Below are 24,269 nucleotides of genomic sequence, written 5' to 3' on the forward strand. Positions count from 1 at the left end.
CAATAAGCCAAAGTGCAAGCATATGAAAAGGACATTAATACGGAATGCCAGAATCGTCAACGAAGGCACCATTTTCGAAGGCGATTTATTGATAGAAGACCAGTATATCGCTGAGATAGCCGGCAGCATCAGCTCGAAATCATCATCGACAAAAATCATCGATGCCCAGGGAAATTACCTGATTCCGGGCGCGATTGACGACCAGGTGCATTTCCGTGAACCGGGGCTGACGCACAAGGGCGATATCGCGACCGAGTCGAGGGCGGCCGTCGCCGGAGGCATTACATCGTTCATCGAACAGCCGAACACGATCCCGAACGCGGTAACCCAGGAACTCCTGGAGCAGAAATACCAACTGGCCCAGGGCCGTTCGTATGCAAACTATTCGTTTATGCTGGGCGGCACCAACGACAATATCGACGAGATCCTCAAAACCAATCCGCGCAATGTCGCCGGGATCAAGCTGTTCCTCGGTTCCTCAACAGGAAACATGCTCGTGGACAGTGAAGAGGCTTTGGAACGGATTTTCTCGAGCACGCCCATGCTCATCGCGGCGCACTGTGAGGACGAAACCACAATCAAAAACAATCTCGAGAAATTTAAGGCCGAATACGGCGACAACATACCCGTTACGGCCCACCATTTGATCCGCAGCGAGGAAGCCTGTTATATTTCGTCTTCAAAAACGATTGAACTCGCTAAGAAAACCGGCGCCCGCCTGCACATTTTCCACGTCTCTACGGGAAAGGAAACAGCGCTTTTCACGAATAAGATTCCTTTAGAAGAGAAGAAAATCACTGCGGAGGTCTGCATCCACCACCTTTGGTTTACCAATGACGATTATGCCACCAAAGGCAACCTCATCAAATGGAACCCATCGGTAAAGACCGCCGAAGACCGCAATGCGCTTTGGGAGGCGTTGCTCGACGACCGCATTGACGTGATCGCGACAGACCACGCACCGCACACTTCGGAAGAAAAAAAATTACCCTACCTGCAGGCGCCTTCCGGCGGACCGCTTGTACAGCATGCGGTAGTCGCGATGTTTGAAGCCCACCATCAGGGAAAGATATCGATTGAAAAAATTGTAGAAAAGATGGCGCACAATCCGGCGAAATTGTTTGCCGTAGAAAAGCGTGGATTCATCCGTGAAGGCTATCACGCTGATCTCGTGATTGTCGATTCCGGAATGCCCTGGAGCGTCAAGAAAGAAAACATCCTTTACAAGTGCGGCTGGTCACCTTTTGAAAACTTTACGTTTAAATCAAGAATTACACATACTTTTGTAAATGGCGAACTGGTTTATAACAATTTCAAGGTAAAAGACATCCAGTGCGGACAAAGGCTGCTGTTTAACCGTTAATGTGATTTATGAGGAAGATTGCGTTTTTTTTATCGGCACTGTTCCTGGCAGGCTGCACGGGCAAATCAGTGGAGAAGCCTGACAACCTGATTCCGAAGGATAAAATGGTCGATATCATTTATGATTTGTCGCTGCTTGAAGCAATCAGGCTGTCTGAGCCCACTTCGATCTCAGAGCGTAAAATCAACCCGTCCACTTATATTTATGAAAAGTATAAGGTTGACAGCCTGCAGTTTGCGAGGAGCGACCGTTATTACGCCAATGACATCGACGGCTATGCCAAAATGTATGAAAAAGTAGCCTCGCGCCTCGAAAGCGAGCAGAAAAAGTCAGATTCCATCTGGAAAGCCGAACTTTCCAAACCGCATCCTAAACTCAAATTGGATGAAGGTAAAAGCGAACTGATCAGCCCGCCAAAAAGGACCAAGCCCGCTGTTAAACGTTAGTTTCCCTGAAATACACGGCGGTTTTCCGGATCACATCCGCGATAGGCTCAAAATCGAAATCCAGCGCTGCCTTCACTTTACTGTGGTCATATTGTTCCTGCGAATGCAGTGCGTGTGCGGTAGCGCGCGATAGCTTTCGCTTCCGGAAAAGCAATGCTGACAGGAGCCAATCGGCACGCCATGCCAGAGACGTCATCCATCTTGATGCGTATACCGTGGGCGGTCGCACGCCGAGTTCAGTTGTGAGCGTTCGGGATAAAGCGTCGAACGGCAGGTTTTCGGCAACGAGGACAAATCTTTCCGACCGGATATCGCTTTCCATCAATTGATACGCAATCTTCGCAACATCCCAAACGCCTATAAATCCCGTCATGCCTTTGGTGAAATATTTCATGCCTTTGGCGGTTTCCCAAAAAAGCCTGCCGCTGCCTTGTTGCCAATCTGCTTTGGCAGGCAAAGGCCCGATAATCACACCCGGATTGACGATGACCGTCTGCAGCCCTTCCTGCTGGCCGCGCCACACTTCCATTTCAGCACCGTATTTCGAAATCGCATAGTCGCTGTGGTACTTCTCCGGATTCCATTCCGTTGTTTCCGAAAAATGATGTTCATTGACTGCCAGGTCGCCCAAGGCTGCAATCGAACTGAAGAAACACAGTTTTCGGACATTTTTAGCCAGACAAAAATTGACAATGTTTGCTGTGCCCTCGATGTTGGTCTTCCGTAACAGCAATTCCTCGGACGGGTCAAAGGAGACCACCGCGGCACAATGATACACTTTCGAAACGCCGGAGAATACATTTTCTAGGGACGGGATGTCAGTGACGTCGCCCGGCTGCCAGTCGATTGCTTCAAAAGCTGACGCCCTGCCCTGCATTTCAAAAAGTTGCCGGACATTGTCTATGCGTGCCGCATTGCGGTAAATGGCGCGAACAGGCTCGCCTTTTTCCGCGAGAAGCATTAAAAGATGCATGCCTACCAAACCGGTGCCGCCAGTGACTAGAATCATGCGGCAAAGGTAATGATTATGGCAAATGAAAATGGCTGCCCCGGTTTTCAAATTGTTTAAATGCGTTATATTTGCCGAAATTTTTAATACGAAATGAAGAATTTAGTCGACGAATTGCGCTGGAGGGGATTGTACCACGACAGCATGCCGGGAACCGAGGAGCAACTTGTAAAGGAACCGACGACGGCGTATATCGGGTTCGACCCGACGGCAGATTCTTTGCATATCGGAAGCATGGTACAGATCATCCTGCTGACGCACCTGAAACGTTTCGGACACCAGCCCATTGCGTTGGTAGGCGGTGCTACGGGAATGATTGGCGACCCATCGGGCAAATCCGACGAGCGCAACCTGCTCAATGAAGAACAGCTGAACAAAAACGTGCAGGGCATTAAGAATGTGCTGTCGCGCTTTCTTGATTTTGATTCCAAAGACGCGAATGCACCGGTTATGGTGAACAATTACGACTGGATGAAGGATTTTTCATTTATTGATTTCGCGAGGGAAGTCGGTAAAAGGATTACCGTCAATTATATGATGGCCAAGGATTCGGTGAAAAAACGGCTTTCCGGCGAGGGCGAAGGCATGTCGTTTACTGAATTTACCTACCAGTTGATCCAGGGTTATGATTTCTATCATTTGCATAAGCATTACAACTGCGTACTGCAGATGGGCGGTTCAGACCAATGGGGCAACATTACTACGGGAACCGAACTGGTTCGCAGGATGAACCCAAATACCGAAGCAAAGGCCTTTGCTTTAACGACGCCTTTGATTACAAAATCGGATGGGTCTAAATTCGGGAAGTCTGAAGGCGGGAACATCTGGCTGGATGCCGACAAGACTTCAGTGTACAAATTCTACCAGTTCTGGATCAATACCACCGATGAAGATGCCGAGAAATATATTAAGATATTCACATTCCTTGACAGGGAAGTTATCGACGCGCTGATCGAGGAGCACAAGGCTGCGCCACATTTGCGTGTTTTGCAAAAGCGCCTTGCCGATGAGATTACGGTTTTTGTACATTCTGAAGAAGAGCTGGCAAAGGCAAAACAGGCGTCAAACATCCTGTTCGGGAATTCGAATGCTGATGATTTAAAGCAACTCGACACAGCGACTTTCCTTGAGGTTTTTGATGGGGTGCCACAGGCTGAGATTTCAAGGGCGGATGTAAAAAATGGTATTGATATTGTTTCTTTACTGAATGAGAAATCAGGATTTGTGAAATCGAATGGCGAAGCGAGACGGGCTTTGGCGGAAAACTCGATTTCCGTAAACCGCGAAAAAGTGACGGAAGATTTTGTACTGACCTCAAAAGATTTGATTAATGATACATTTGTATTGCTGCAAAAAGGCAAGAAGAATTATTTTGTGTTGAAAGTAGCGTAACAGCAAAAATTGACCTGATCGAAATATGAAACCAGCTTTCGGGCTGGTTTTTTTGTGGATGTCATTCTCGTTGAAATAGGCCATATTCTCGCCGGCACGCTCCTGCTGCTCATTGAACCTTTTCTCTTTCAAAGGGAATATGTTATTTTACGATTATCTTAGCCTTGAACCTGGGACTTCTGGTGCCGTAATATCGTTAAACCCGGAAGGAACAATTCCTTCCAAAAAGCAATGCAATTACCTATGAAAAAACACTACTTATTTTTATCACTGCTTTCTTTCTGCGGCCTGCTATCTTTCGCGCAGCCGACCGCTGTAAATGACAACATCACAGTGACAGAGGATTCAGACATTTTTGCACAGGTTGTCAGCAATGACAATTTTGGACCGGCGGGTCCGCACGAGACCAATCCGCTAGCTGTGGTGCAATTCCCAAACCATGGTACTGCCATGGCTAACACCGACGATGCGCAGTCGCTTTATATTGAGTATGCTCCCGACATGGATTTTAACGGATCAGATACCTTTACGTACCTCATCAGGGATGCCAATGGCCTCACCGCTACCGCCACGGTTACCGTGACCGTAATTGATGACGGAACAGATGTTCCCGTAGCCGCTGATGATTTTGCCGTGACCCAGCAGGGTTCTCCCATCTCGATAGTCGTTATGACTAATGACAATACCGGCAGCGATGCACTTGGCAGCTATATTACCGTTACCGGTACAACTTTGATGGGTGGAACAGTTACGACAGACAGCGCTCCGGACCCGATAAGCAGTGCTATAGATGACACCATCTTGTACACACCGCCTGCCAATTATAACGGTGAAGACAGTTTTACATACACACTGCATGATGGCAACGGGGACACCTCAACTGCTACAGTAACCGTAATTGTCACGCCCGATACAACCCCACTGATTGTCCCGTTGGCACAGGATGATTTTGCCACTACTGTGGAAGAAATGTCGGTTACGATAGCCGTCCTTGTCAATGACAGCTTTGGCTCTGACGGACCCGGTACAGTTCCTGTGTTAACCAATCCGGCTTTCCCTGATATGACCCCCATGGGCGGTATCATTTCAGTGAATGACAATGGCACACCTGACTCTTCGGACGACACCATTACGTACCAACCAAACCTTGACATTACAGGTACCGATACATTTACCTACACCATCACCGATTCTAATGGAGACACATCTACTGCCACGGTAACCGTGTACATCAATGCGGAGGCGGGTCCGCCGGTAGCGGTAGACGATGCCATTACAACTTCAATCAACACGCCGGTGGAAATTAATGCACTGGAAAACGATATGGGTGTAGCAGGCGGTCCGTTTTATGATATTTCCATTTGGGTAAATCCGACTCACGGTATCGCAGAAATCAACGAAAACAGCAGCCCGTCAGCCACTGACAACACGATCATCTATACGCCTGAGAGCGGTTTCATCGGTCAGGACACTTTTGAGTACCGGATATTCGGGAGTAACGGCGTGGATTACGCTACCGTAACCGTGACCGTAACAAACAGCGGCATCCTGCTGAAGGCTTTTTTCGATGTCAATGGCAACGGCACGCAGGATTCGGAAGAAGCAGATTTCAACCTGGGCCAGTTTCATTATGAGATAAACAATAACGGCATCGCGTATGATGCCGCATCCTCAACGGGAAGTTTCTATATCAACGAAACCAACTTATCGAACACTTACGACCTGAGTTACACGGTCAACAGTAACCTGACGGCTTATTATACCGTTTCTACTTCGTATCAGGATGTAACGGCTGCGTCATCATGGCTAAGCGAATTTAAATTTGCTGTAACCGGATCCAGTTTTGCTGACGTGGGGGTGCAGTTAGTTCCCACCAGCGCACCAAGGCCCGGCTTTCTTTACACCAACACCATTATCTACCATAATAATGCGGCGCAAACGGCATCCGGTACGGTTACTTTTAATCATGGCACGGCAGTATCCGTCAATAGTGTATCTCAGGCCGGAATTACAAATACTGCTAACGGCTTCACATTTGATTTCACGAATCTTGCGCCGTTTGAAACGCGTTTCATTTACGTTACGATGCAAGTTCCTGCCATCCCTGATATTGCCCTTGGCGACCTGGTTATCAATACAGTCTCGGTGAGCGCCGCGGGTGACGATGTTATGGCCAATGATACTTCAGCGGTAACGCAGGCTGTGGTGGGTTCATACGACCCGAATGACATTACTGAAGCCCATGGCAGGAAGATTGTTCATGCTGAGTTTACATCGGATGACTACCTGACCTACACGATCCGTTTTGAAAATACCGGAACTGCCAATGCCGAAAACATCCGCGTGGAGAATACGCTGGACGCCCAATTGGATGAGGATACCATTGAAATGGTTGATGCGAGTGACAACTATACCATGGAGCGCGCCGGCAGTAATCTGGTTTGGGATTTTGTGGATGTGCAGTTGCCGCCATCGGAAGAAAACACACAGATTGGGCATGGGTACATCGTTTACCGGATTAAGCCGAAACCCGGTTATGCAATCGGCGATATCATCGCAAACACGGCTGAAATCTATTTTGATTTTAATCCCGCGATTACAACCAATACTTTTGAGACGGAATTTACGGCGCCACTTTCGGTGGATGGTATTGAAGGCAATACGTTCTCTTTGTATCCGAATCCCGTGAAGGACAAACTGAATATCAACAGTAGGCAAAACATTCAGACTCTAACTGTTTACAATCTTCTCGGGCAACCGGTTTTGGAGAAAAGGATAGATGCTGTTTCGGGAACTTTGGACACATCCGGCTTGGAAGGTGGCGTCTATCTGGTCAGGGTAATATCTGCGGAAGCGGAAAAAACAATACGGATCATCAAAAACTGATAGGTTCAGATATGTCTTATTTACAGAAACAATCAAAATCTTAGCAATGAAATCTTATTTTACCTTGTTTGCCTGTATACTGATTTCAGCGATAAAAGGGTATGGTCAGATGGTGGCCAATGACGACGTTTTTAACGATATGAATGGGATTACGGGCAGCAACACCATCCCTGCTAACAATCCATTGCGCGTGATCCAGAATGATTTACTCAACGGCAATCCTGTACTTGCCTCTCAGGTTGGGCTGATACAACTTTCCAGTACCAGTCCGAATGTAAACCTCATAACCTCCGTTGGCGGATATGTAAAGGTGGAGCCCGGTACACCGGCGGGAACTTATTATATCACATACCAGATTTGTGCAGCCACCCCGGATTTATGTGATACTGCCGTAGTCACTGTGCAGGTGTGTGGCGTTCCCGCACCTGTGGATCTTACCGAATGCGACACCCCTTTAGGTACCGTCCTGCTTGGCGGACTACCTGAAACCGGTTCATGGACCATATGGGGCAAGATGGACGCCGGCTTTCCTACCTATTGGGATACGCCGTACATCCAGCTCGCAACAGGCACAGGCTTGACTACCACCCTAACCGGCTTAACACCGAGTGAATCTTATCGCTTAAAAGTAGTCAATGAGTCCGGATGTTCTTCAGATCATTTATATGTTTACGTCGGAAATGTTGCCAATAACGGAGCAACATTCACGGGTGAAATGAGCGGTGAATATGTCGACCTCAACAACGACGGAATTGTAAATATCGGAGATGTTGTGCAGTACCATTTCCTGTTTACTAATGCCTCAGACTGTGATCTCCATGATATTTATTATTTCCTTAATGATGATCCCTATCCCAGCGGAACATTGAATATGATTCCGGCTAACTCTACTGCGACTGCCGTACTGAACAATCTTATCACTGAAAATAATATTAACGATGGCTTTGTCAATCAGTTTGCAAATTATGGCGGATATTATGAAAATGGGCAAGGAGATGGTTTCAAGATATGGAGTGATAACGTCGACCTTGCTATTTCCGATGGTTTTAAGGTTCATGCGTTTTTAGATGTCAATGCAAACAATATTCAGGACAATGATGAAGCGGATTTTACTAGTGGATATTTCAATATTACCCGAGTGGATGATAATCAGACAAGCCAGATTTCATCTTCAAGTCCTTCCTACATTTTCTATGAAACCAACCCGGATCATCTTTACAATATTTCCTATTACTTAAATGAGAATTGCCAATATGGAAACACTATAACCTATTCGAATGTTTCCGTAGCAGCTGGATCGGGCATACTTACTTATAATTTCCCGATTACTTATACTCCCGATTTGTGCAATGATGTGGTGACAACTTTATACCCGTTGGGAGCCCCAAGGCCAGGTTTTGAGTACAAGACGACCATCCGCTATAAGAATAATGGGGTACAGGCTATTCCTTCGGGAACCATCACTTTTATACCTGATAACGCTGTCTCAATTACATCAATATCACAATCAGGCACTGTGCCTTCAGGTAATGGATTTACCCATACCTTCAGTAATCTACTGCCTGGTGAAGCAAGATATTTTATCGTAACCATGCAGGTCCCAACAATCCCAACCGTTAATCTTGGTGACCAACTGACTACAACAGCATCAGTTTCCATTCCGCTTTCAGAAGTCAATGTGGCCAATAATGTATCCGAATTGGTTCAAACCATGGTAGGATCTTATGACCCCAATGACAAAACCGAAAACCATGGTGGTAAAATTGTGCACAGTACATTTTCTTCGGAAGATTATCTGACGTATACCATCCGTTTTGAAAATACGGGGACGGCTTCCGCTTTAAGTGCAAAAGTTGACGATACACTTGATATGAAACTAGATGAAACTACTGTTCGTATGGTGCAGGCAAGCCATCCGTATGTGCTGGAAAGAAATGGGAATCTTTTAGAATGGCGCTTTAATGGCATTAACCTGCCTCCTTCTGCAGGAGATGATGCCGGCAAAGGCTTTATTGTTTTTCAGGTGAAACCGAAACCGGGTTATGCGATAGGCGATATTATCCCAAACACGGCTGAAATCTATTTTGATTTTAATCCTGCGATTACTACCAATACTTTTGAGACGGAATATACGGCGCCGCTTTCGGTGGATGGTATTGAGGGCAATACGTTGTCCTGGTATCCGAATCCCGTGAAGGACAAGCTGAATATCAACAGCAGGCAAAACATTCAGACTCTAACTGTTTACAATCTTCTCGGGCAACCGGTTTTGGAGAAAAGGATAGATGCTGTTTCGGGAACTTTGGACACATCCGACTTGGAAGGTGGCGTCTATCTGGTCAGGGTAATATCTGCGGAAGCGGAAAAAACAATACGGATCCTGAAACAATGATTACGGACCTTTGTACCTGCCCGCACTCAAAGCGGGCTCTTTTTTGTAGAAAACCGTCTACAAAATTCAACATAACGCTCGTGAATAAATCGATATCTTTGAATACTAAATCGTTAGTTATGAAACAAGTGTACTCCTCAATCATTTTATTTCTGCTCATATGCTGCAATACGGTAACTGCACAGGCGGTTGATGATTATTTCACGACCGAGCAGAATATCGCGATAAACGCCCATGTATTGGCGAACGATGTGACCAATGGCGGGCTGTCTGCGCAGTCGATTTACGTTGTGTACCAACCGGCGCACGGCACCACGATGGTGATGAACAACGGCACCCCCAATACCACGGCGGATGATTATGTTACCTACACTCCGAATCCCAACTACAATGGCGTAGACAGTTTTGTCTATCAGATTACCGATGCGGCAATGGTGACGACCATGGCAACGGCATACATCGTCGTGACGCCAGACACCGACCCGAACGACCCGCCAACGGCGGTTGACGACATCGCCTACACGGCTGAGGACGTCAGTATTACCATTACGGTGCTGCAAAATGACTTTTTCGGTAGCGCCGGACCGGCAACCGGACCTATCGGAATTGCCGTAAATCCAGCAAACGGAACTGTAACTGTCAACAACAACGGCACGCCAAACAACCCTGTTGACGACAGCATCACGTACACGCCAAACGCTAATTATTTCGGTCAGGATACGTTTGCCTATGTCATCACGGGTGTTTACGGAAATGCTGACACCGCAACCGTTACTGTGTACATCAGTGAAGACGGTCCCCCTTATGACCCCCCATTTGCGGGAGATGACACCGCAACCACATCACAGGATTCGCCGGTTGTGATTGAGGTATTGATGAATGACACTTATGGTACTGCCGGGCCTCAGGAGATGACGATTGCAAGTCAGCCGTCACATGGAACCGCGACGGTAAATGATAATGGCACACCCGGCGATCCCTATGATGATAGGATTACCTATGTCCCCCAACCCAACTATGCGGGTGCAGATTCTTTTATGTACACTATTACCGATGTTTACGGCAATTCAGACACCGCTACTGTGACAGTGGTCATAGTAATCGACAGCCCGGGCGAAGGACCTCTTGCTGCGAACGATATGGCTTTCACCGATGAAAATTATCCGGTTACAATCGATGTCCTAAATAATGATACTTTTGGCGCCTACGGACCGGGAAGCATCAGCTTAGCCAGCCAGCCAACGTATGGGACTGCGACGATAAACAACAACGGCACTCCAGGTGATGCCACTGACGATACAATCAATTACATCCCAAATCCCAATTACAATGGTGTGGACGTGTTTACTTACCACATCACGGATGTCATGATGGTCACGTCGACGGGTACGGTAATCGTGACAGTTGTCCCGCCAACGACCGGAGGTAATCCGCCTACGGCTGCGGATGATGTTGCGGATACTGCAGAAGATGTGCCAGTGACTGTGTCGGTGCTTCAAAATGACACCTTCGGCAGCTATGGGCCGGCAACGGGAAGTATCGGAATTGCCGTCATGCCCGTAAACGGGACCGTCATTGTCAACAACACCGGCACGCCAAATGATCCATCCGACGATACGATAACATACAGTCCGAATCCCAATTATTTCGGCCAGGACACGTTTTCCTACGTCATCACCAATGCGTTCGGAGACACCGATATGGCTACAGTAACCATAACAGTGCGCCCTGATTCTTCGGGAGAGATGCCTCCGTATGCTGCAGCTGATAATGTTGCGACATTAACCAATACCGCCGTAAGCATTTCGGTGTTAGCAAACGATACTTTTGGCGATTCGCTGCCCGCAAACGTAGTTGTCGCTACCCAGCCAATAAACGGAACTGCATTTGTCGATCAAAATGCCACCCCCGATAACCCTGCTGACGATTTAATAGTGTATACTCCAAATAACTGCTTTAGTGGTATCGATACTTTCAGCTATACGATTTACAATGCTGAAGGTCTTTCCGCTTCCGCTGCCGTAACGGTTGTTATAGTCCCTGCCACGCCTGTTGAAACTTATGAAGAAGTGACCGCCTGCGATTCGTTCAACTGGCATGGGGAGGTTTATACGGTAAGTGGTGACTACACTTACGAGAGCACAAACGCAACCGGATGCGCCACTACGGCCAGGCTGCACCTGACCATCAACAACAGCACAGTTTCATCCGAAACCATAACTGCCTGCAATTCCTACACCTGGCACGGTAACTTATATACCGTAACCGGTGATTACACTTTTGAAAGCCTTAATGCGTCAGGATGTGCGAACACCGACACGCTGCATCTGACTGTAAACCACACCCCCGCACCAACAGCCCCTTCCACGCAATCTTTTTGCAGCGGCAGCGTTGCAGCGCTTGTTGCTACGGGCACTGACATCCACTGGTATCTTACGCCGAGCGGAGGTACTGCGCTTTCAGCAGATACAGCTTTGATGTCCGGTACCTATTATGCGTCACAGACGGTTGATGGTTGTGAGAGTGCAAGGACCGCCGTCAACGTAACTGCGCAGGTGGCTATGCCCGCAGCACCGTCGCCGCAGACCTTTTTATGCGGTGCAAAGAGGACGAACCTATCAGCTACGGGAACAGCTGTCAGATGGTACACCACCGCGACGGGTGGTACTGCGATGAGTTCCTCAGAGCTGCTTGTTTCCGGCACATATTATGCTACCCAGACCATCGGTGGATGCCAGAGTTCGAGGAAGGCAGTAGAGGTGATTATAAACAATATCCCTGCACCGACGGCCTCAGACCAGACCTTATGCTATAACGGCACAGTACAGCAGCTTATGGCGACAGGTACTGACCTGAAGTGGTATCTGAGTGAGACTGGCGGCACCCCGCTTCCGATGTCAACACCAATTACAGCAACAACCTACTATGTATCACAGAAATCAGGTACCTGCGAGAGCCCGAGAACTGCCGTACAGGTAACCCTTGACGGACCCGCCCTTCCTGATGCACCATCATCGCAGACTTATAACTGTGGTGCAAGGAGAACAAGCCTTGTGGCTACGGGTATCGGTCTTAAATGGTACACCACAGCGTCAGGCGGTGCGGCCATCTCCGCGTCTACACTGTTAGTCGCCGGGTCGTACTTCGTGAGCCAGACCATTGGCGGTTGTGAGGGACCGAGAAGGGAAATATCAGTAACAATCATCACGCCATCAGCACCAACAGCATCGGCGCAGACATTCTGCACTGCAGCAACGGTCGCCAATCTGACGGCAACCGGCACAGGCATCAAGTGGTATGCGAACAATACCGACGCGACGCCTCTGGCATCAACCACCCCGCTGGCCACAGGAACCTATTACGTCTCTCAGACCAACTCGATGATGTGCGACAGCGCCCGGACACCGGTACAGGTAACTATCGGCGGCGCGCCTATGCCGGAAGCCCCATCACCCCAGACCTTGGTATGCGGTTCGAAAAGAACGGCACTCACCGCTACCGGTACGTCACTGTTGTGGTATAACGTGCCCACAGGGGGTACGGCATTGTCCTCAACGGCTGTGCTTACCACAGGAACTTATTACGTAACCCAGACCATTACGGGTGGTTGCGTGAGCAACAGGAAGGCGGTATCGGTAATCATCACCAACCCGGCGGCACCCACGGTATCGGCACAGACGCTCTGCTCCGGGGCCACCGTGGCAAGCCTTAACGCTATGGGCATGGGACTTAAATGGTATACGGTATCGACAGGCGGGACAGCATTAGCAACAACCACACCGCTTGCTACAGGAATCTATTATGTGTCACAAACCGTGGCATCCTGCGAGAGCGATCGCGCGGCGGTCAGCGTGACGATAAATACCACCCCTATGCCTGACGCACCATCACCTCAGGTATTTGCCTGCAATGTCAAGAGACCCTCTCTTATCGCAACAGGAACAGCATTGCTTTGGTACACTGTGCCGACCGGTGGCACGGCGTTGTCCTCGACGGCACAACTTGCGACCGGCACCTACTACGTGTCACAGACGGTCGACGGCTGTTCGAGTGCCAGGCGCGCGGTATCGGTGACCGTCAATGCGACCGCCCCACCCACAACCACAAACCAGACGCATTGCAGCGGAGCATCCGTAAGCAGTCTTACAGCTACCGGTACGGCGCTGAAATGGTATGCTTCGGCATCGGGAGGAATGCCACTGGCATCAACCACGACACTTACGTCAGGGACTTATTTCGTATCGCAGACACTAAACGGTTGCGAAAGCCTGCGGTCTGCAGCAAACGTCACCATTTCGTCTTGTGTAATGAAGCCCGCAGACACAGGAACAGCACAGACACAAGACATTACGAGCACAGTAGCCTATGGCATCAGGATATACCCCAACCCAACGTCGTCCGTACTGAACGTGAAACCGGAAGGGAATCTGGTTATTGACAAGATCACCATTATCGACTCGTCGGGAAGGATTGTGTTGGAACGTGACGGCGATTCCACGGAAGTTGATGTCAACAGCCTTGCACGCGGCATCTACCTCCTGAGAGCATCATCAGGTGACAGGATATACCAATCGAAGTTTGTGAAGGAATAACAAACCGGAAATCGAACGATTGTCCGTTCGTTCGCAACAATCTAAAAAAAAGGCCACTGCAAAGTGGCCTTTTTTTATTATACATACCTGCTCAATTCAAACCATCGGCAGGCAGCAGAATGACTTGGATCACTGACCAAAAATTCGTTTTCTAGTGAAAGCCTTTCAATTTCTAACCCAACGTGGTTACTTACTCATTCAAGGGGTTTTCTAATAGACGAAAGCCCTTTCTTTGTTTCAGATAAGCCCTTCTGTGACCGTTTCGCTGACGTCGGTTCAGCATTGGGCCTATCAAAAATGATCGAAAAAACTAAAAATTTATTACCATGAAAAAATTAATGATTTCCCTCTTGGCCATCGGCGCACTCTTCGTTTCATCATGCAACGACGACGGCAAGAATCCGTCAAGTAACGGCATTGTGCAACTGACTGTCAACGGGCAGAAAAAATCGTTCAGCATTGAGTCGCACAGCGTTGACAACGGTGGCGAAAAATGGATTACCTTCGGCGGCATTTCAGGCATTGAAAATATCGTGCTGAATATTAACGAGGGTGATTCCAGTCTCGAATCCATTTCGTACACATTCGGCGGTCAAGTCTACACCGCATTGGAAGGGCAATTTACCAGCAACGCCACCGTGAGTACAAACGGACATGTGACCGGCACTTTCTCCGGTAAACTTACTGCCAATGCCGAGAACCAGGTAAACCTCATTGTCTCCGCCGGGATGTTTGAGATCACCTACGATTAAGCAAACGCCAGCAAAAACAAAATCCCGCCTTGTGAGCGGGATTTTTTTATTTCGAAAACCTGATTAAAGTTCGAGTGCTTTCTTAGGATTGTTATCCATCAGCAGTTCAGCAGGATTCTCAAGGCCTTCTTTCACCGCCACAAGGAATCCTACAGATTCACGCCCGTCGATAATACGGTGGTCATATGACAATGCCACATACATCATAGGGTGGATTTCAACCTGTCCGTTCACGGCGATGGGGCGCTCAATAATGTTGTGCATCCCAAGGATACCCGACTGTGGTGGGTTGATGATTGGCGTAGAAAGCATGCTTCCGAAAACGCCACCGTTAGAAATGGTGAATGTCCCCCCTGTCATATCGTCGACGGTGATTTGCCCGTCACGGGCCTTGATGGCCAATCTCTTGATTTCAGACTCTATGCCACGGAAAGTAAGGTTTTCCGCGTTTCTTACAACCGGAACCATCAATCCTTTCGGGCCTGATACCGCCACGGAAATATCGCAGAAATCATAGGAGATTTTCTGATCGCCATCAATCATCGAGTTCACATCCGGATACAATTGCAGTGCCCTTGTAACCGCCTTGGTAAAGAATGACATGAAGCCCAGGCTTAATCCGCCGTGTTTTGCCTTAAATGCATCCTTGTATTCATTTCGGATTTTGTTGATTGGTGTCATGTTGACTTCATTGAAAGTCGTCAGCATGGCGGTTTCATTTTTAGCAGCTACGAGTCTCTCCGCTACCTTCCGACGCAACATAGAAAGTTTTGTGCGCTCTGAACCCCGGTTCCCGCCGGTTGGCGTACCCATTGAGGCGGGTGCATTGACCGCATCGTCTTTGGTAATCCTGCCGCCTTTACCTGTACCGGATAAAGTTGACGGATCGATATTTTTCTCGTCCAGTATTTTCCTGGCAGCAGGCGAAGGTGCACCTGTAGCATAAGTCGCGGCCGGGGTGGGTGTTGCTTTTGGAGCCTCGGTTTTCGTCGGCTCTTGTTTTGTGTCAGCTTTAGGGGCGGCAGCTGTTGCCTCTGCCTTAGGCGCTTCGGCTCCGCCGGCAGGTTTAGCGGCGTCAGTATCGATCAGGCAAACTACCTGCCCTACTTTGACCGCGTCGCCCTCTTCAGCCTTCAAAGTGATGATCCCGCTCGCTTCGGCAGGAAGTTCGAGTGTGGCCTTATCGGAATCGACTTCGGCAATGGCCTGGTCTTTTTCAACATAATCGCCGTCTTTTACTAGCCAGGTTGCGATTTCAACTTCTGTAATCGATTCTCCCGGAGACGGGACTTTCATTTCTAAAATCATGATCTATAATTTTATTTGGTGTTGTCTTAATTTCAAAAATACGTTATTTTCTAGCCCCGATCGAAGCGGCATCCTTTTTATTTTTCCTTTAAAAATAAAAAGATATAGCGAAGAGCGGGATTGGCTCCTAATTAAATAAATTCTTATCAAAAACCATTGCAATCGCTGCAGCATGACGTTTTTTAGAACGTGCATAACTACCGGCAGCCGGTGCGCTGTACGCCTTCAGTGAAGCGACACGCAGTTTGACTTCATTGAAATTCATCAGCATGTAGCTGTAGGCGCCCATATTCTTTGGCTCTTCCTGCGCCCAGACATAATCGTCCGCGTTCGGGTAAGAGGCAATAATTTCCTTCAATTGATCCACAGGCAAAGGGAAGAGCTGCTCGATGCGTACCAGAGCGACATCATTACGGCCGTTGGCTTCCCTTTCTGCCAATAAATCATAATAGAATTTACCGGTGCAGAAAACGAGTGTTTTCACATCACTCTTGTTCACGGTCGTGTCATCAAGCGTTTCGCGGAATGTTCCTGTCGCAAACTCGTCGGCGGTGGAAACGACAAGCGGATGACGCAACAGACTCTTTGGCGTAAACACAATCAATGGTTTACGGTAAGTCGTTTTCATCTGCCTCCTGAGCAAATGGAAGAAGTTGGCAGGCGTGGTGCAATCAGCAACAAACATATTCTCGTTGGCACACATCTGTAAGTAACGCTCCATCCTCGCGGACGAGTGCTCTGCGCCCTGGCCTTCATAGCCGTGTGGCAGCAACATCACCAAACCGTTTTGGTTGTTCCATTTGTCCTCCGCTGCAGAAATGTACTGGTCAAGCATGATTTGCGCCCCGTTTGAAAAGTCCCCGAACTGGGCTTCCCAGATGGTCAGTGTTTTAGGGCTTGCCAGAGCGTATCCGTAATCAAACCCTACAACTCCGTATTCTGAAAGCAATGAATTATAGATGTGGAATTTGCCTTTGGCATTTGGAAGGTTCTGCAGCAGGATCACTTCTTCTTCTGAGTCTTCTACTTTTACGACAGCGTGGCGGTGCGAAAAAGTCCCCCTTTCGACATCCTGTCCGGAGATGCGTACATCGTATCCTTCTGTCAGTAAACTTCCGTAAGCCAGCAATTCGGCCATCGCCCAGTCGAGCTTGTCGGTCTCGAAATACATCGTCTTGCGGTCGTTGATCAGCTTCTGGATCTTGCTGATGAATTTTTTATCCGATGGCAATTCGGTAATCACTTTTGCAATCCCGGTCAACGTGTCCTTTGGAAAAGTCGTATCGGTATTTTGAAGCATTTCTGCCTGGTCCGCCTGTTTGAAACCCTGCCATTCGTTTTGCATGAACGGTGTGATGATCGTCAGGTCCTTTTTACGGGAAGCCTCAAGGTTTTCCTCGAGCTTCGCTTTGTACGTGTCTTCAAGGCCCTTCACGAAATGGCTGTCGATGACACCGTCGGCCAATAATTTTTCTGCATAAATATCGCGCGGATTCTTGTGCTTGGCGATAATCTTGTATAATTTGGGCTGTGTAAAACGCGGCTCGTCCCCTTCGTTGTGTCCGTATTTCCGGTATCCCAGCAAATCAATGAAGACATCGCTTCCGAACTGCATGCGGTAATCCAAAGCAAACAGCATCGCATGGACAACGGCTTCGGTATCATCAGCATTGACGTGCAATACCGGCGACAACGTCACTTTGGCGATATCGGTACAATATGTTGAGGAACGGGCATCAAGGTAGTTGGTTGTAAAGCCGACCTGGTTGTTGATCACAATGTGGATCGTACCGCCGGTTCTGTAGCCATCGAGCTGTGCCATCTGTACGATTTCGTAGACGATGCCCTGTCCGGCCACTGCGGCATCACCATGGAGCGCAATTGGGAGGACTTTTGAAAAATCGTCCGGGAAGTAACGATCCTGCTTGGCGCGCGTAATGCCTTCGATCACGGCACCAACGGTTTCCAGGTGCGATGGATTCGGGGCGAGGTTGATATTGATGCTCTTCCCTGATTTGGTTTTCCTGTCGGAAGTGAGTCCGAGGTGGTATTTCACGTCGCCGTCAAAAAGCGCGTCGTCGTCATAATCCTTACCGTCAAATTCAGAGAAAATATCCTGGGTGGATTTTCCGAAGATGTTCGCCAGGACGTTGAGTCTTCCGCGGTGTGCCATTCCCATGACAAACTGCTCCACCCCTTTCTCGGCAGCGGCTTCAATCAACGCATCGAGTCCGGGAATGATGGATTCACCGCCTTCAAGCGAGAAACGTTTTTGGCCGACGTATTTTGTATGCAGGAAGTTTTCAAAAGAAACCGCCTCATTTAACTTTTCGAGTATGTGTTGTTTTTGTTCGGTATTGAATTTCGGGATGTTGTCGTTGTAACCGATCTTATCCTGTATCCATTGGATGACTTCGGGTTTACGGATGTACATGTATTCCACCCCGATCGATCCGCAGTAGATTTTCTTAAGGTGACCCAGAATTTCACTGAGTGTACATGGCTCAAGCTTCATCGCTTTTGCAGCGTCGAAAACGGTATTAAGGTCGGCGTCGGTTAATCCGAAGTTAGCGATGTCTAGCGTTGGCGACCAGATCCTTCTTTCACGAACGGGATTGGTCTTGGTGAATAAGTGCCCGCGTGTGCGGTAGGCATCAATTAATTTCAGGACATTAAACTCTTTCTGGAGCTTCTCGGAAACCTGGCTGAAATCCTGCGAAGTGGCAGCGGCGGCCATTTGTTGCGGCGCGCCAACCGGGTACTCATCGTTGTAGGTGGTGACCCCAAAATCAAACCCCTGCAGAAAGCTTCTCCAGCTGGGCTCGATGCTGTCAGGGTTTTCCAGATATTGGTCGTATAAATCGGCAAAAAATTCGGTATGGGCTGCGTTTAAAAAGGAAAACCTATCCATGATTTGGTGTAGAATATGCTGGTTGTTAAAAATGTTTTGCAAAAGTACAATAATTACGACAAACTAATAATTATTTTCTACATTTATCGCTTAAACCTGTCATAAAAAAGGCCATGAAAACTGCTTGTTTTGAGAATATTCCAAAATACCTCCTGTGCCTGCTGCTGGCCAATTTACCGTTGCCGATTTTTGCGCAGGACAGCCCTTCAGGCGGCGGTGATTTCTGGAGCCATGTGCGCTTCGGTGGCGGTATCGGGGCGAGTTTCGGGAACGATTACACCAATGTGTCGCTCGCTCCGGGCGCACTTTACCAATTCAATCAGTATTTCGGGCTGGGCGTTGGGCTTCAGGGTAGTTTCGTCAAAGTAGACGGTGATTACACCGACAGCGACCTGAACCATTACAAATCCTGGATTTATGGCGGCAGTGTGCTCGGGGCATTCAACCCAATTGAGGAGCTGCAACTTTCGGCAGAGTTGGAGCAGGTGCGCGTGAATTCCACTTTCACTTACCCAAACACACCGGACATCCGGGATAATTTCTGGAATACCGCCTTATACCTAGGGGCAGGCTATAACACCGGCGACGTCACGGTTGGCGTGCGATACAATGTGCTTTTTGATCGGGATAAAAGCGTCTATGCCGATCCGTTCATGCCGTTTGTACGGGTTTATTTTTAGCGAACGGTGTGCATTCGGTCGATGCATTTCCCATCAAAACCGGTTCCTGAACCACACCTTCTGCCACTCCCTTTTCAGGACAAGGAATGCTACCTGTCCGGCGAGTTCTGAGATATCTGAACCGTCTAATTTTTTAATCTCGCTCTCATTGACATCAATGATGTAGAGTAAATTGAGGTATTCGGCGAATTTATACTGGATCATCCTGTAGATTTTCTCGTGCAGCTGGATTTTGAGTTCGTCGGGACTGGTACTCATCGGGAAATCGACGCCTTCATTGGCCAGGTTGAAGTCCTTATTGACCTGCACGATGAGTTTGAGGTATAAATCCTCTCGCTGCGCTTCTTCAAGCAGGGCTTCGGGGCTCAGGGGTACGTTGTACATGGTGCGGAATTAAACGTTACGCTGCATGAGCTTTTTACCGAAATTCTCGAGCATCTGCCTTTTGTCCGACGCAATTTCCATTTTTGCCAGCGTATCAAAAGCCCTTAGCGTGTATGCCTGGATGGCTTCACCGGTTGCCGCCGAAGCGCCGGACTCTTCGAAAATCTTCTTGACCGACTCAATCTTATCCGAGCTGTCCGCAGGATGGACAGAATACAAATGGGTTAATTGCTGGGCCTGCTCTGCCTTCGAAAATTCCATCGCCTTCAGATACAGGTAGGTTTTCTTATTTTCTATGATGTCGCCGCCCACCTGCTTCCCGAAAGTTTCCGGATCCCCGAAAGCATCAAGGTAGTCGTCCTGCAGCTGGAAGGCCAATCCCAAATTGAGGCCAAAATCATAAATCAGGTCACAATTCTCCTTTGAGGTTTCGGCAATGATGGCTCCCATTTTCATCGCAGCGCCTACCAGTACTGCCGTTTTGTACTCAATCATCCTGAGGTATTCAGGAATGGTGACGTCCTCCCGGGTTTCAAAATCGACGTCTAGCTGTTGCCCTTCACAGACTTCGATCGCAGTTTTGCTGAACAACTTCGCCAGGTCACGGAATACGGGTGGCTCATATTGTTCAAAATAACGGTAAGCGAGGATCAGCATGGCGTCGCCCGACAAGATGGCTGTGTTCGTATTCCATTTTTCATGAACGGTTTCATGCCCGCGGCGCAGCGGCGCATCGTCCATAATATCGTCGTGCACCAATGAAAAATTATGAAACATCTCTACCGCCAACGCCGCCGGGAGGGCTTCCCTGTAATCGGCGTTAAACACCTCAGCCGACATCAGCGTGAGCAGCGGGCGCATGCGCTTCCCTCCCAGATTGATGATGTAGTGCACAGGCTCATAAAGGTTTTGCGGCGATTTCAGGATGTGCTGGTCTCTGATGTACGATTCTATAAATTCCTGATACTGTGGGATGGAATGCATGAAAAACAAAATTTCCGCTAAAGTACTGCATTCACGCGGGATATCAAATTCGATCACCGCCGCAAATGTTAAATAAATGTAAATACTTGGGAAACTATTTTTGTTTTCAAAGTTTCCAATCTAAATTTGCCAAAAATTTTAACAGTGGAAAATCCGAAAATTAAGATTATCGAGCGTGCCGCCGATTTGTTCCTGAAGCTTGGTTTCAAGAGCATTACGATGGATGACATCGCCACTGACATGGGTATTTCCAAAAAAACGATTTATAAGTATTTCGAAAATAAGGAGCTGCTGATTGAAGCCACTACCGAAATGGTGCAGCAACAAATCAAGCAGGCCATGGAAACCATTTTTTCAGAAAACCACAATCCTGTTTGCGAAAATTTCGAAATCCGTAAAATGTTCAAGGAATTGTTCCAAGCGGCGCACACCTCCCCTTTATATCAATTGCGGAAACATTATCCTGAAATCCACCATAAAGTGATGGCATTCCAGTTCGAAGAATGTGCAGGGTTTATCAGGCACAATGTCGTGAAAGGCATCGAACAGGGTTATTACCGCGAGGACATTCCGTTAGAACATATCGTGAAGTTTTATTACGCGCTGATTTTCAGCATCAATGAGAATACCATCCTGGAAAAAGACGCACTGGTCCTGGAATTGTCTGCCTTGGAATACCATACCCGTGCCATCGCCACCGAAAAAGGCCTGGCTGAACTGGAGAAACACTTACACCTAAATAAAAACCATCAATGAGAAAAATCACACTAATCACATTCCTGTTACTGGCCATTGGGATAACGGCGCAGGACAAACAACCGGAAAAATTTTCCTTCAGCCTCGAACAGGCGATCAGCCACGCGCTTGAACACAATTATACCGTGATCAATTCGGGGCGCGATATTGACATTGCCAAAAAGAAAAAGTGGGAAACCACCGCTTCGGGTCTTCCGCAGATCAATGCCGGTGTCGATTACCAATACAATTTTGAATTGCAGAAGTCAATCGTACCCGCAGAATTCTTCGGTGGGAATCCGGGCGAATTCATCGAGGTGGCTTTTGGCACCAAACATACGATGACCGGTCGCGCGACCCTGAGCCAACTGATATTCGACGGCTCTTACATTGTGGCACTGCAGGCATCTAAAACGTATCTTCAATACTACCAGAACGCCAAAGTCAAAACCGACAACGAGGTGCGTGAGATGGTTGTAAATGCCTATGGCAACGTACTCTTAGCCGAAGAGAGCATCGCCATCTTGGAAAAAAATAAGGGCAATCTGCAGAAGATTTTTGGCGACACACAGGAAACCTTCAAAAACGGACTGATTGAAGAGGAAAATGTCGAGCAACTGCAGATTACGCTGGCCACAGTGAACAGCAGTCTGAATAATGCCATCCGACTGCGCGACATCGCGTATAAAATGCTCAAGATCAACCTGGGGCTGGACATCAGCGACGAACTCACACTAACCGACAAACTCGACAGCCTCACACTGCAGAATCTGGACCTGGCGCTGTCACAGGCAGGTTTCAATGTAAAAGAGAACATCGACTACAAAATCGCGCAAAACTTCACTGAGCAGCGTAAACTTGAATACAAACTCGAGCGCAGCAAGGCGCTGCCCACGCTGTCAGCGAACCTGAACTTCGGTTACAACGCATTTAACGACCAGTTTGAATTTTTCCAGAAAGACCAGAAATGGCTCAATTATTCAAACCTTGGCGTAAGCCTGAACGTCCCGATTTTCAGCAGCGGTGCCAGAAGCGCGCGGTCGCAGCAGGCCAAAATCAGGATGGAGCAGGCCAACACCCAGCTCACCGAAACGGAACAAAAACTGAAGCTGGCGTATGAAAATGCCAAAAGCGAATACGACTTTGCCGTTGAGGAATTCAACACCTCAAAATCCAACCTCAGGCTCGCCGAAAGGATTGAAAACAAACAGCAGATTAAATTTACCGAAGGCTTGTCGACGAGTTTCGATTTCAGCGACGCGCAGCGCCAGCTGTATTCCGCACAGCAAAGCTACCTGCAGTCGATGATTGATGTGATCAACAAAAAAGCTGCCCTGGAAAAAATCACCAACAACAAATAATAAACCACTAACTTCAATCATATATGAAAAGATTAATTTTAATATCCGCAGTATCCCTGGCCATCTTTGGATGTGGGAAAAAGGAAGAGCCAAAGACCGCACCGAAGCCGGACGCCAAGCCCGAAGAAGTGCTGGTGGCCGTCACTACCGTAAAAGATACCGTGTTCACGCATTATCTCGAAATACAGGGAAATGTCGACACCCAGCAAAACGTTACCATCCAGCCTGAAATGTCAGGGACCCTGGTGACGCTGAACGCCAAGGCGGGCCAGCGCGTGTCCAAAGGGCAGGTTTTGGGACGGGTTGACGATGCCGGAATCGGGCAACAGGTCGCTCAGTTGCAGACGCAGTACGAATTGGCAAAAACCACTTTCGAAAGGCAGAAACGTCTTTGGGACCAGAAAATCGGTTCTGAAATCCAGTTCCTCCAGGCACAGACACAAATGATCAGTGCGGAGAAAATGGTAAACCAGGTCAAGGCGCAATTGTCGAAAACACTGATTAAAGCGCCGTTTTCCGGAACTATTGACGAAGTATTCGTGGAACGTGGCGAAGTGGTTGCGCCCAGCCAAAAAGGGCTGATGCGGGTTGTCAACCTGAGCAACCTGTACGTTTCAACTACCGTTCCGGAAAGTTACGTGGGCAAGGTTAAAGTGGGGACCCCCGTGGATGTGGAAATCAATTCCATCGGGAAAACCTATTCAGGAAAAATACGCCAGGTCGCCAGCAGCATCAATCCGGACAACCGGAGCTTCGGAGTAGAGGTAACCATCCCGAATCCGGACAATTTGCTGCGCCCTAACCAGGTCGCCAAACTGAAAATCATTGATTATACCAATAAGAAAGCATTGGTCGTCCCGACGAACGTCATACAGTCGGACGGACAGAAGAACCAATTCGTATTTGTCGTTTCGGACAGCAACGGAAAAACCGGTACTGCGAAGAAAGCAATTGTAAAAACAGGGCAGTCCGCAGGCAATTTTACTGAAATCTTAAGTGGCCTGAATGCTCAGGACATCATCGTTACAGAAGGCTCAAACACCATTTCCGAAGGAATGAAGGTGAATTTCTAAA

The 24,269-nt window shown here is 48.2% G+C and carries 16 protein-coding genes; 11 read left to right on the forward strand and 5 right to left on the reverse strand.

Going from position 1 to position 24,269, the window contains the following annotated elements:
* The first annotated feature begins 22 nt into the window (after positions 1-22).
* Positions 23-1,363 (forward strand): dihydroorotase, encoded by a 1,341-nt coding sequence (locus HYN48_RS02290; protein ID WP_108369596.1) that lies wholly within the window; start codon positions 23-25, stop codon positions 1,361-1,363.
* An 8-nt stretch (positions 1,364-1,371) separates the two neighbouring features.
* Positions 1,372-1,809, forward strand: a complete 438-nt coding sequence (locus tag HYN48_RS02295) for a DUF4296 domain-containing protein (RefSeq protein WP_108369597.1) — start codon at positions 1,372-1,374, stop codon at positions 1,807-1,809.
* Here the strand turns inward: HYN48_RS02295 and HYN48_RS02300 are convergent.
* Positions 1,799-2,818, reverse strand: coding sequence for an NAD-dependent epimerase/dehydratase family protein (locus HYN48_RS02300; protein ID WP_108369598.1), 1,020 nt, complete (start codon positions 2,816-2,818; stop codon positions 1,799-1,801). The genes HYN48_RS02295 and HYN48_RS02300 overlap by 11 nt on opposite strands.
* Before the next feature lie 93 nt (positions 2,819-2,911).
* Between HYN48_RS02300 and tyrS the strand changes: the two genes are divergently transcribed.
* From tyrS to HYN48_RS02325, 5 genes are all read left to right on the forward strand, one after another.
* Positions 2,912-4,210, forward strand: a complete 1,299-nt coding sequence (gene tyrS, locus HYN48_RS02305) for a tyrosine--tRNA ligase (RefSeq protein WP_108369599.1) — start codon at positions 2,912-2,914, stop codon at positions 4,208-4,210.
* 243 nt (positions 4,211-4,453) lie between these two features.
* Complete coding sequence (locus tag HYN48_RS02310) at positions 4,454-7,096, forward strand: Ig-like domain-containing protein (protein ID WP_181248506.1); 2,643 nt, start codon at positions 4,454-4,456, stop codon at positions 7,094-7,096.
* 46 nt (positions 7,097-7,142) lie between these two features.
* Complete coding sequence (locus tag HYN48_RS02315; protein WP_108369601.1) at positions 7,143-9,488, forward strand: T9SS type A sorting domain-containing protein; 2,346 nt, start codon at positions 7,143-7,145, stop codon at positions 9,486-9,488.
* A 119-nt stretch (positions 9,489-9,607) separates the two neighbouring features.
* Positions 9,608-14,080, forward strand: a complete 4,473-nt coding sequence (locus HYN48_RS02320) for an Ig-like domain-containing protein (RefSeq protein ID WP_181248507.1) — start codon at positions 9,608-9,610, stop codon at positions 14,078-14,080.
* A 326-nt stretch (positions 14,081-14,406) separates the two neighbouring features.
* Complete coding sequence (locus HYN48_RS02325) at positions 14,407-14,832, forward strand: hypothetical protein (RefSeq protein ID WP_108369603.1); 426 nt, start codon at positions 14,407-14,409, stop codon at positions 14,830-14,832.
* 63 nt (positions 14,833-14,895) lie between these two features.
* Here HYN48_RS02325 and odhB read toward each other — a convergent pair whose 3' ends face one another.
* Both odhB and HYN48_RS02335 read right to left on the reverse strand, forming a co-directional pair.
* A complete protein-coding gene (odhB, locus tag HYN48_RS02330) occupies positions 14,896-16,140 on the reverse strand; it encodes a 2-oxoglutarate dehydrogenase complex dihydrolipoyllysine-residue succinyltransferase (RefSeq protein WP_108369604.1) in 1,245 nt (414 codons plus the stop codon).
* 127 nt (positions 16,141-16,267) lie between these two features.
* Positions 16,268-19,051 carry a 2-oxoglutarate dehydrogenase E1 component gene (locus HYN48_RS02335; RefSeq protein ID WP_108369605.1) on the reverse strand — a complete coding sequence of 928 codons (2,784 nt, stop codon included), beginning with the start codon at positions 19,049-19,051 and terminating at the stop codon, positions 16,268-16,270.
* A 113-nt stretch (positions 19,052-19,164) separates the two neighbouring features.
* On the opposite strand from HYN48_RS02335, the gene HYN48_RS02340 reads away from it, so the two are divergent.
* Positions 19,165-19,731 carry a hypothetical protein gene (locus tag HYN48_RS02340; protein ID WP_108369606.1) on the forward strand — a complete coding sequence of 189 codons (567 nt, stop codon included), beginning with the start codon at positions 19,165-19,167 and terminating at the stop codon, positions 19,729-19,731.
* A 33-nt stretch (positions 19,732-19,764) separates the two neighbouring features.
* Here HYN48_RS02340 and HYN48_RS02345 read toward each other — a convergent pair whose 3' ends face one another.
* Together HYN48_RS02345 and HYN48_RS02350 are read right to left on the reverse strand one after the other, a co-directional pair.
* Positions 19,765-20,115: a hypothetical protein gene (locus HYN48_RS02345; protein ID WP_108369607.1), complete on the reverse strand. Its 351-nt coding sequence runs from the start codon at positions 20,113-20,115 to the stop codon at positions 19,765-19,767.
* Between the two features lie 9 nt (positions 20,116-20,124).
* A complete protein-coding gene (locus HYN48_RS02350) occupies positions 20,125-21,099 on the reverse strand; it encodes a polyprenyl synthetase family protein (RefSeq protein ID WP_108373280.1) in 975 nt (324 codons plus the stop codon).
* Between the two features lie 144 nt (positions 21,100-21,243).
* Between HYN48_RS02350 and HYN48_RS02355 the strand changes: the two genes are divergently transcribed.
* From HYN48_RS02355 to HYN48_RS02365, 3 genes are read left to right on the forward strand one after another with little or no spacing between them, the layout of a single operon-like run.
* On the forward strand, positions 21,244-21,855 hold the full coding sequence (locus HYN48_RS02355) for a TetR/AcrR family transcriptional regulator (protein ID WP_108373282.1): 612 nt from the start codon (positions 21,244-21,246) through the stop codon (positions 21,853-21,855).
* Complete coding sequence (locus tag HYN48_RS02360) at positions 21,852-23,195, forward strand: TolC family protein (RefSeq protein ID WP_108369608.1); 1,344 nt, start codon at positions 21,852-21,854, stop codon at positions 23,193-23,195. Before HYN48_RS02355 ends, HYN48_RS02360 begins: the two co-directional genes overlap by 4 nt.
* A gap of 23 nt (positions 23,196-23,218) precedes the next feature.
* Positions 23,219-24,268 (forward strand): efflux RND transporter periplasmic adaptor subunit, encoded by a 1,050-nt coding sequence (locus tag HYN48_RS02365; protein ID WP_108369609.1) that lies wholly within the window; start codon positions 23,219-23,221, stop codon positions 24,266-24,268.
* Position 24,269 lies beyond the last annotated feature (1 nt).

This window comes from Flavobacterium magnum (assembly GCF_003055625.1).
GTDB lineage: Bacteria > Bacteroidota > Bacteroidia > Flavobacteriales > Flavobacteriaceae > Flavobacterium > Flavobacterium magnum.

What these genes read in the sequence shown, in the direction of transcription:
- HYN48_RS02290 (WP_108369596.1), top strand. Translation starts at nt 23, where the DNA reads ATGAAAAGGACATTAATACGGAATGCCAGAATCGTCAACGAAGGCACC.
- HYN48_RS02295 (WP_108369597.1), top strand. Translation starts at nt 1,372, where the DNA reads ATGAGGAAGATTGCGTTTTTTTTATCGGCACTGTTCCTGGCAGGCTGC.
- HYN48_RS02300 (WP_108369598.1), bottom strand. Translation starts at nt 2,818, where the DNA reads ATGATTCTAGTCACTGGCGGCACCGGTTTGGTAGGCATGCATCTTTTA.
- tyrS (WP_108369599.1), top strand. Translation starts at nt 2,912, where the DNA reads ATGAAGAATTTAGTCGACGAATTGCGCTGGAGGGGATTGTACCACGAC.
- HYN48_RS02310 (WP_181248506.1), top strand. Translation starts at nt 4,454, where the DNA reads ATGAAAAAACACTACTTATTTTTATCACTGCTTTCTTTCTGCGGCCTG.
- HYN48_RS02315 (WP_108369601.1), top strand. Translation starts at nt 7,143, where the DNA reads ATGAAATCTTATTTTACCTTGTTTGCCTGTATACTGATTTCAGCGATA.
- HYN48_RS02320 (WP_181248507.1), top strand. Translation starts at nt 9,608, where the DNA reads ATGAAACAAGTGTACTCCTCAATCATTTTATTTCTGCTCATATGCTGC.
- HYN48_RS02325 (WP_108369603.1), top strand. Translation starts at nt 14,407, where the DNA reads ATGAAAAAATTAATGATTTCCCTCTTGGCCATCGGCGCACTCTTCGTT.
- odhB (WP_108369604.1), bottom strand. Translation starts at nt 16,140, where the DNA reads ATGATTTTAGAAATGAAAGTCCCGTCTCCGGGAGAATCGATTACAGAA.
- HYN48_RS02335 (WP_108369605.1), bottom strand. Translation starts at nt 19,051, where the DNA reads ATGGATAGGTTTTCCTTTTTAAACGCAGCCCATACCGAATTTTTTGCC.
- HYN48_RS02340 (WP_108369606.1), top strand. Translation starts at nt 19,165, where the DNA reads ATGAAAACTGCTTGTTTTGAGAATATTCCAAAATACCTCCTGTGCCTG.
- HYN48_RS02345 (WP_108369607.1), bottom strand. Translation starts at nt 20,115, where the DNA reads ATGTACAACGTACCCCTGAGCCCCGAAGCCCTGCTTGAAGAAGCGCAG.
- HYN48_RS02350 (WP_108373280.1), bottom strand. Translation starts at nt 21,099, where the DNA reads ATGCATTCCATCCCACAGTATCAGGAATTTATAGAATCGTACATCAGA.
- HYN48_RS02360 (WP_108369608.1), top strand. Translation starts at nt 21,852, where the DNA reads ATGAGAAAAATCACACTAATCACATTCCTGTTACTGGCCATTGGGATA.
- HYN48_RS02365 (WP_108369609.1), top strand. Translation starts at nt 23,219, where the DNA reads ATGAAAAGATTAATTTTAATATCCGCAGTATCCCTGGCCATCTTTGGA.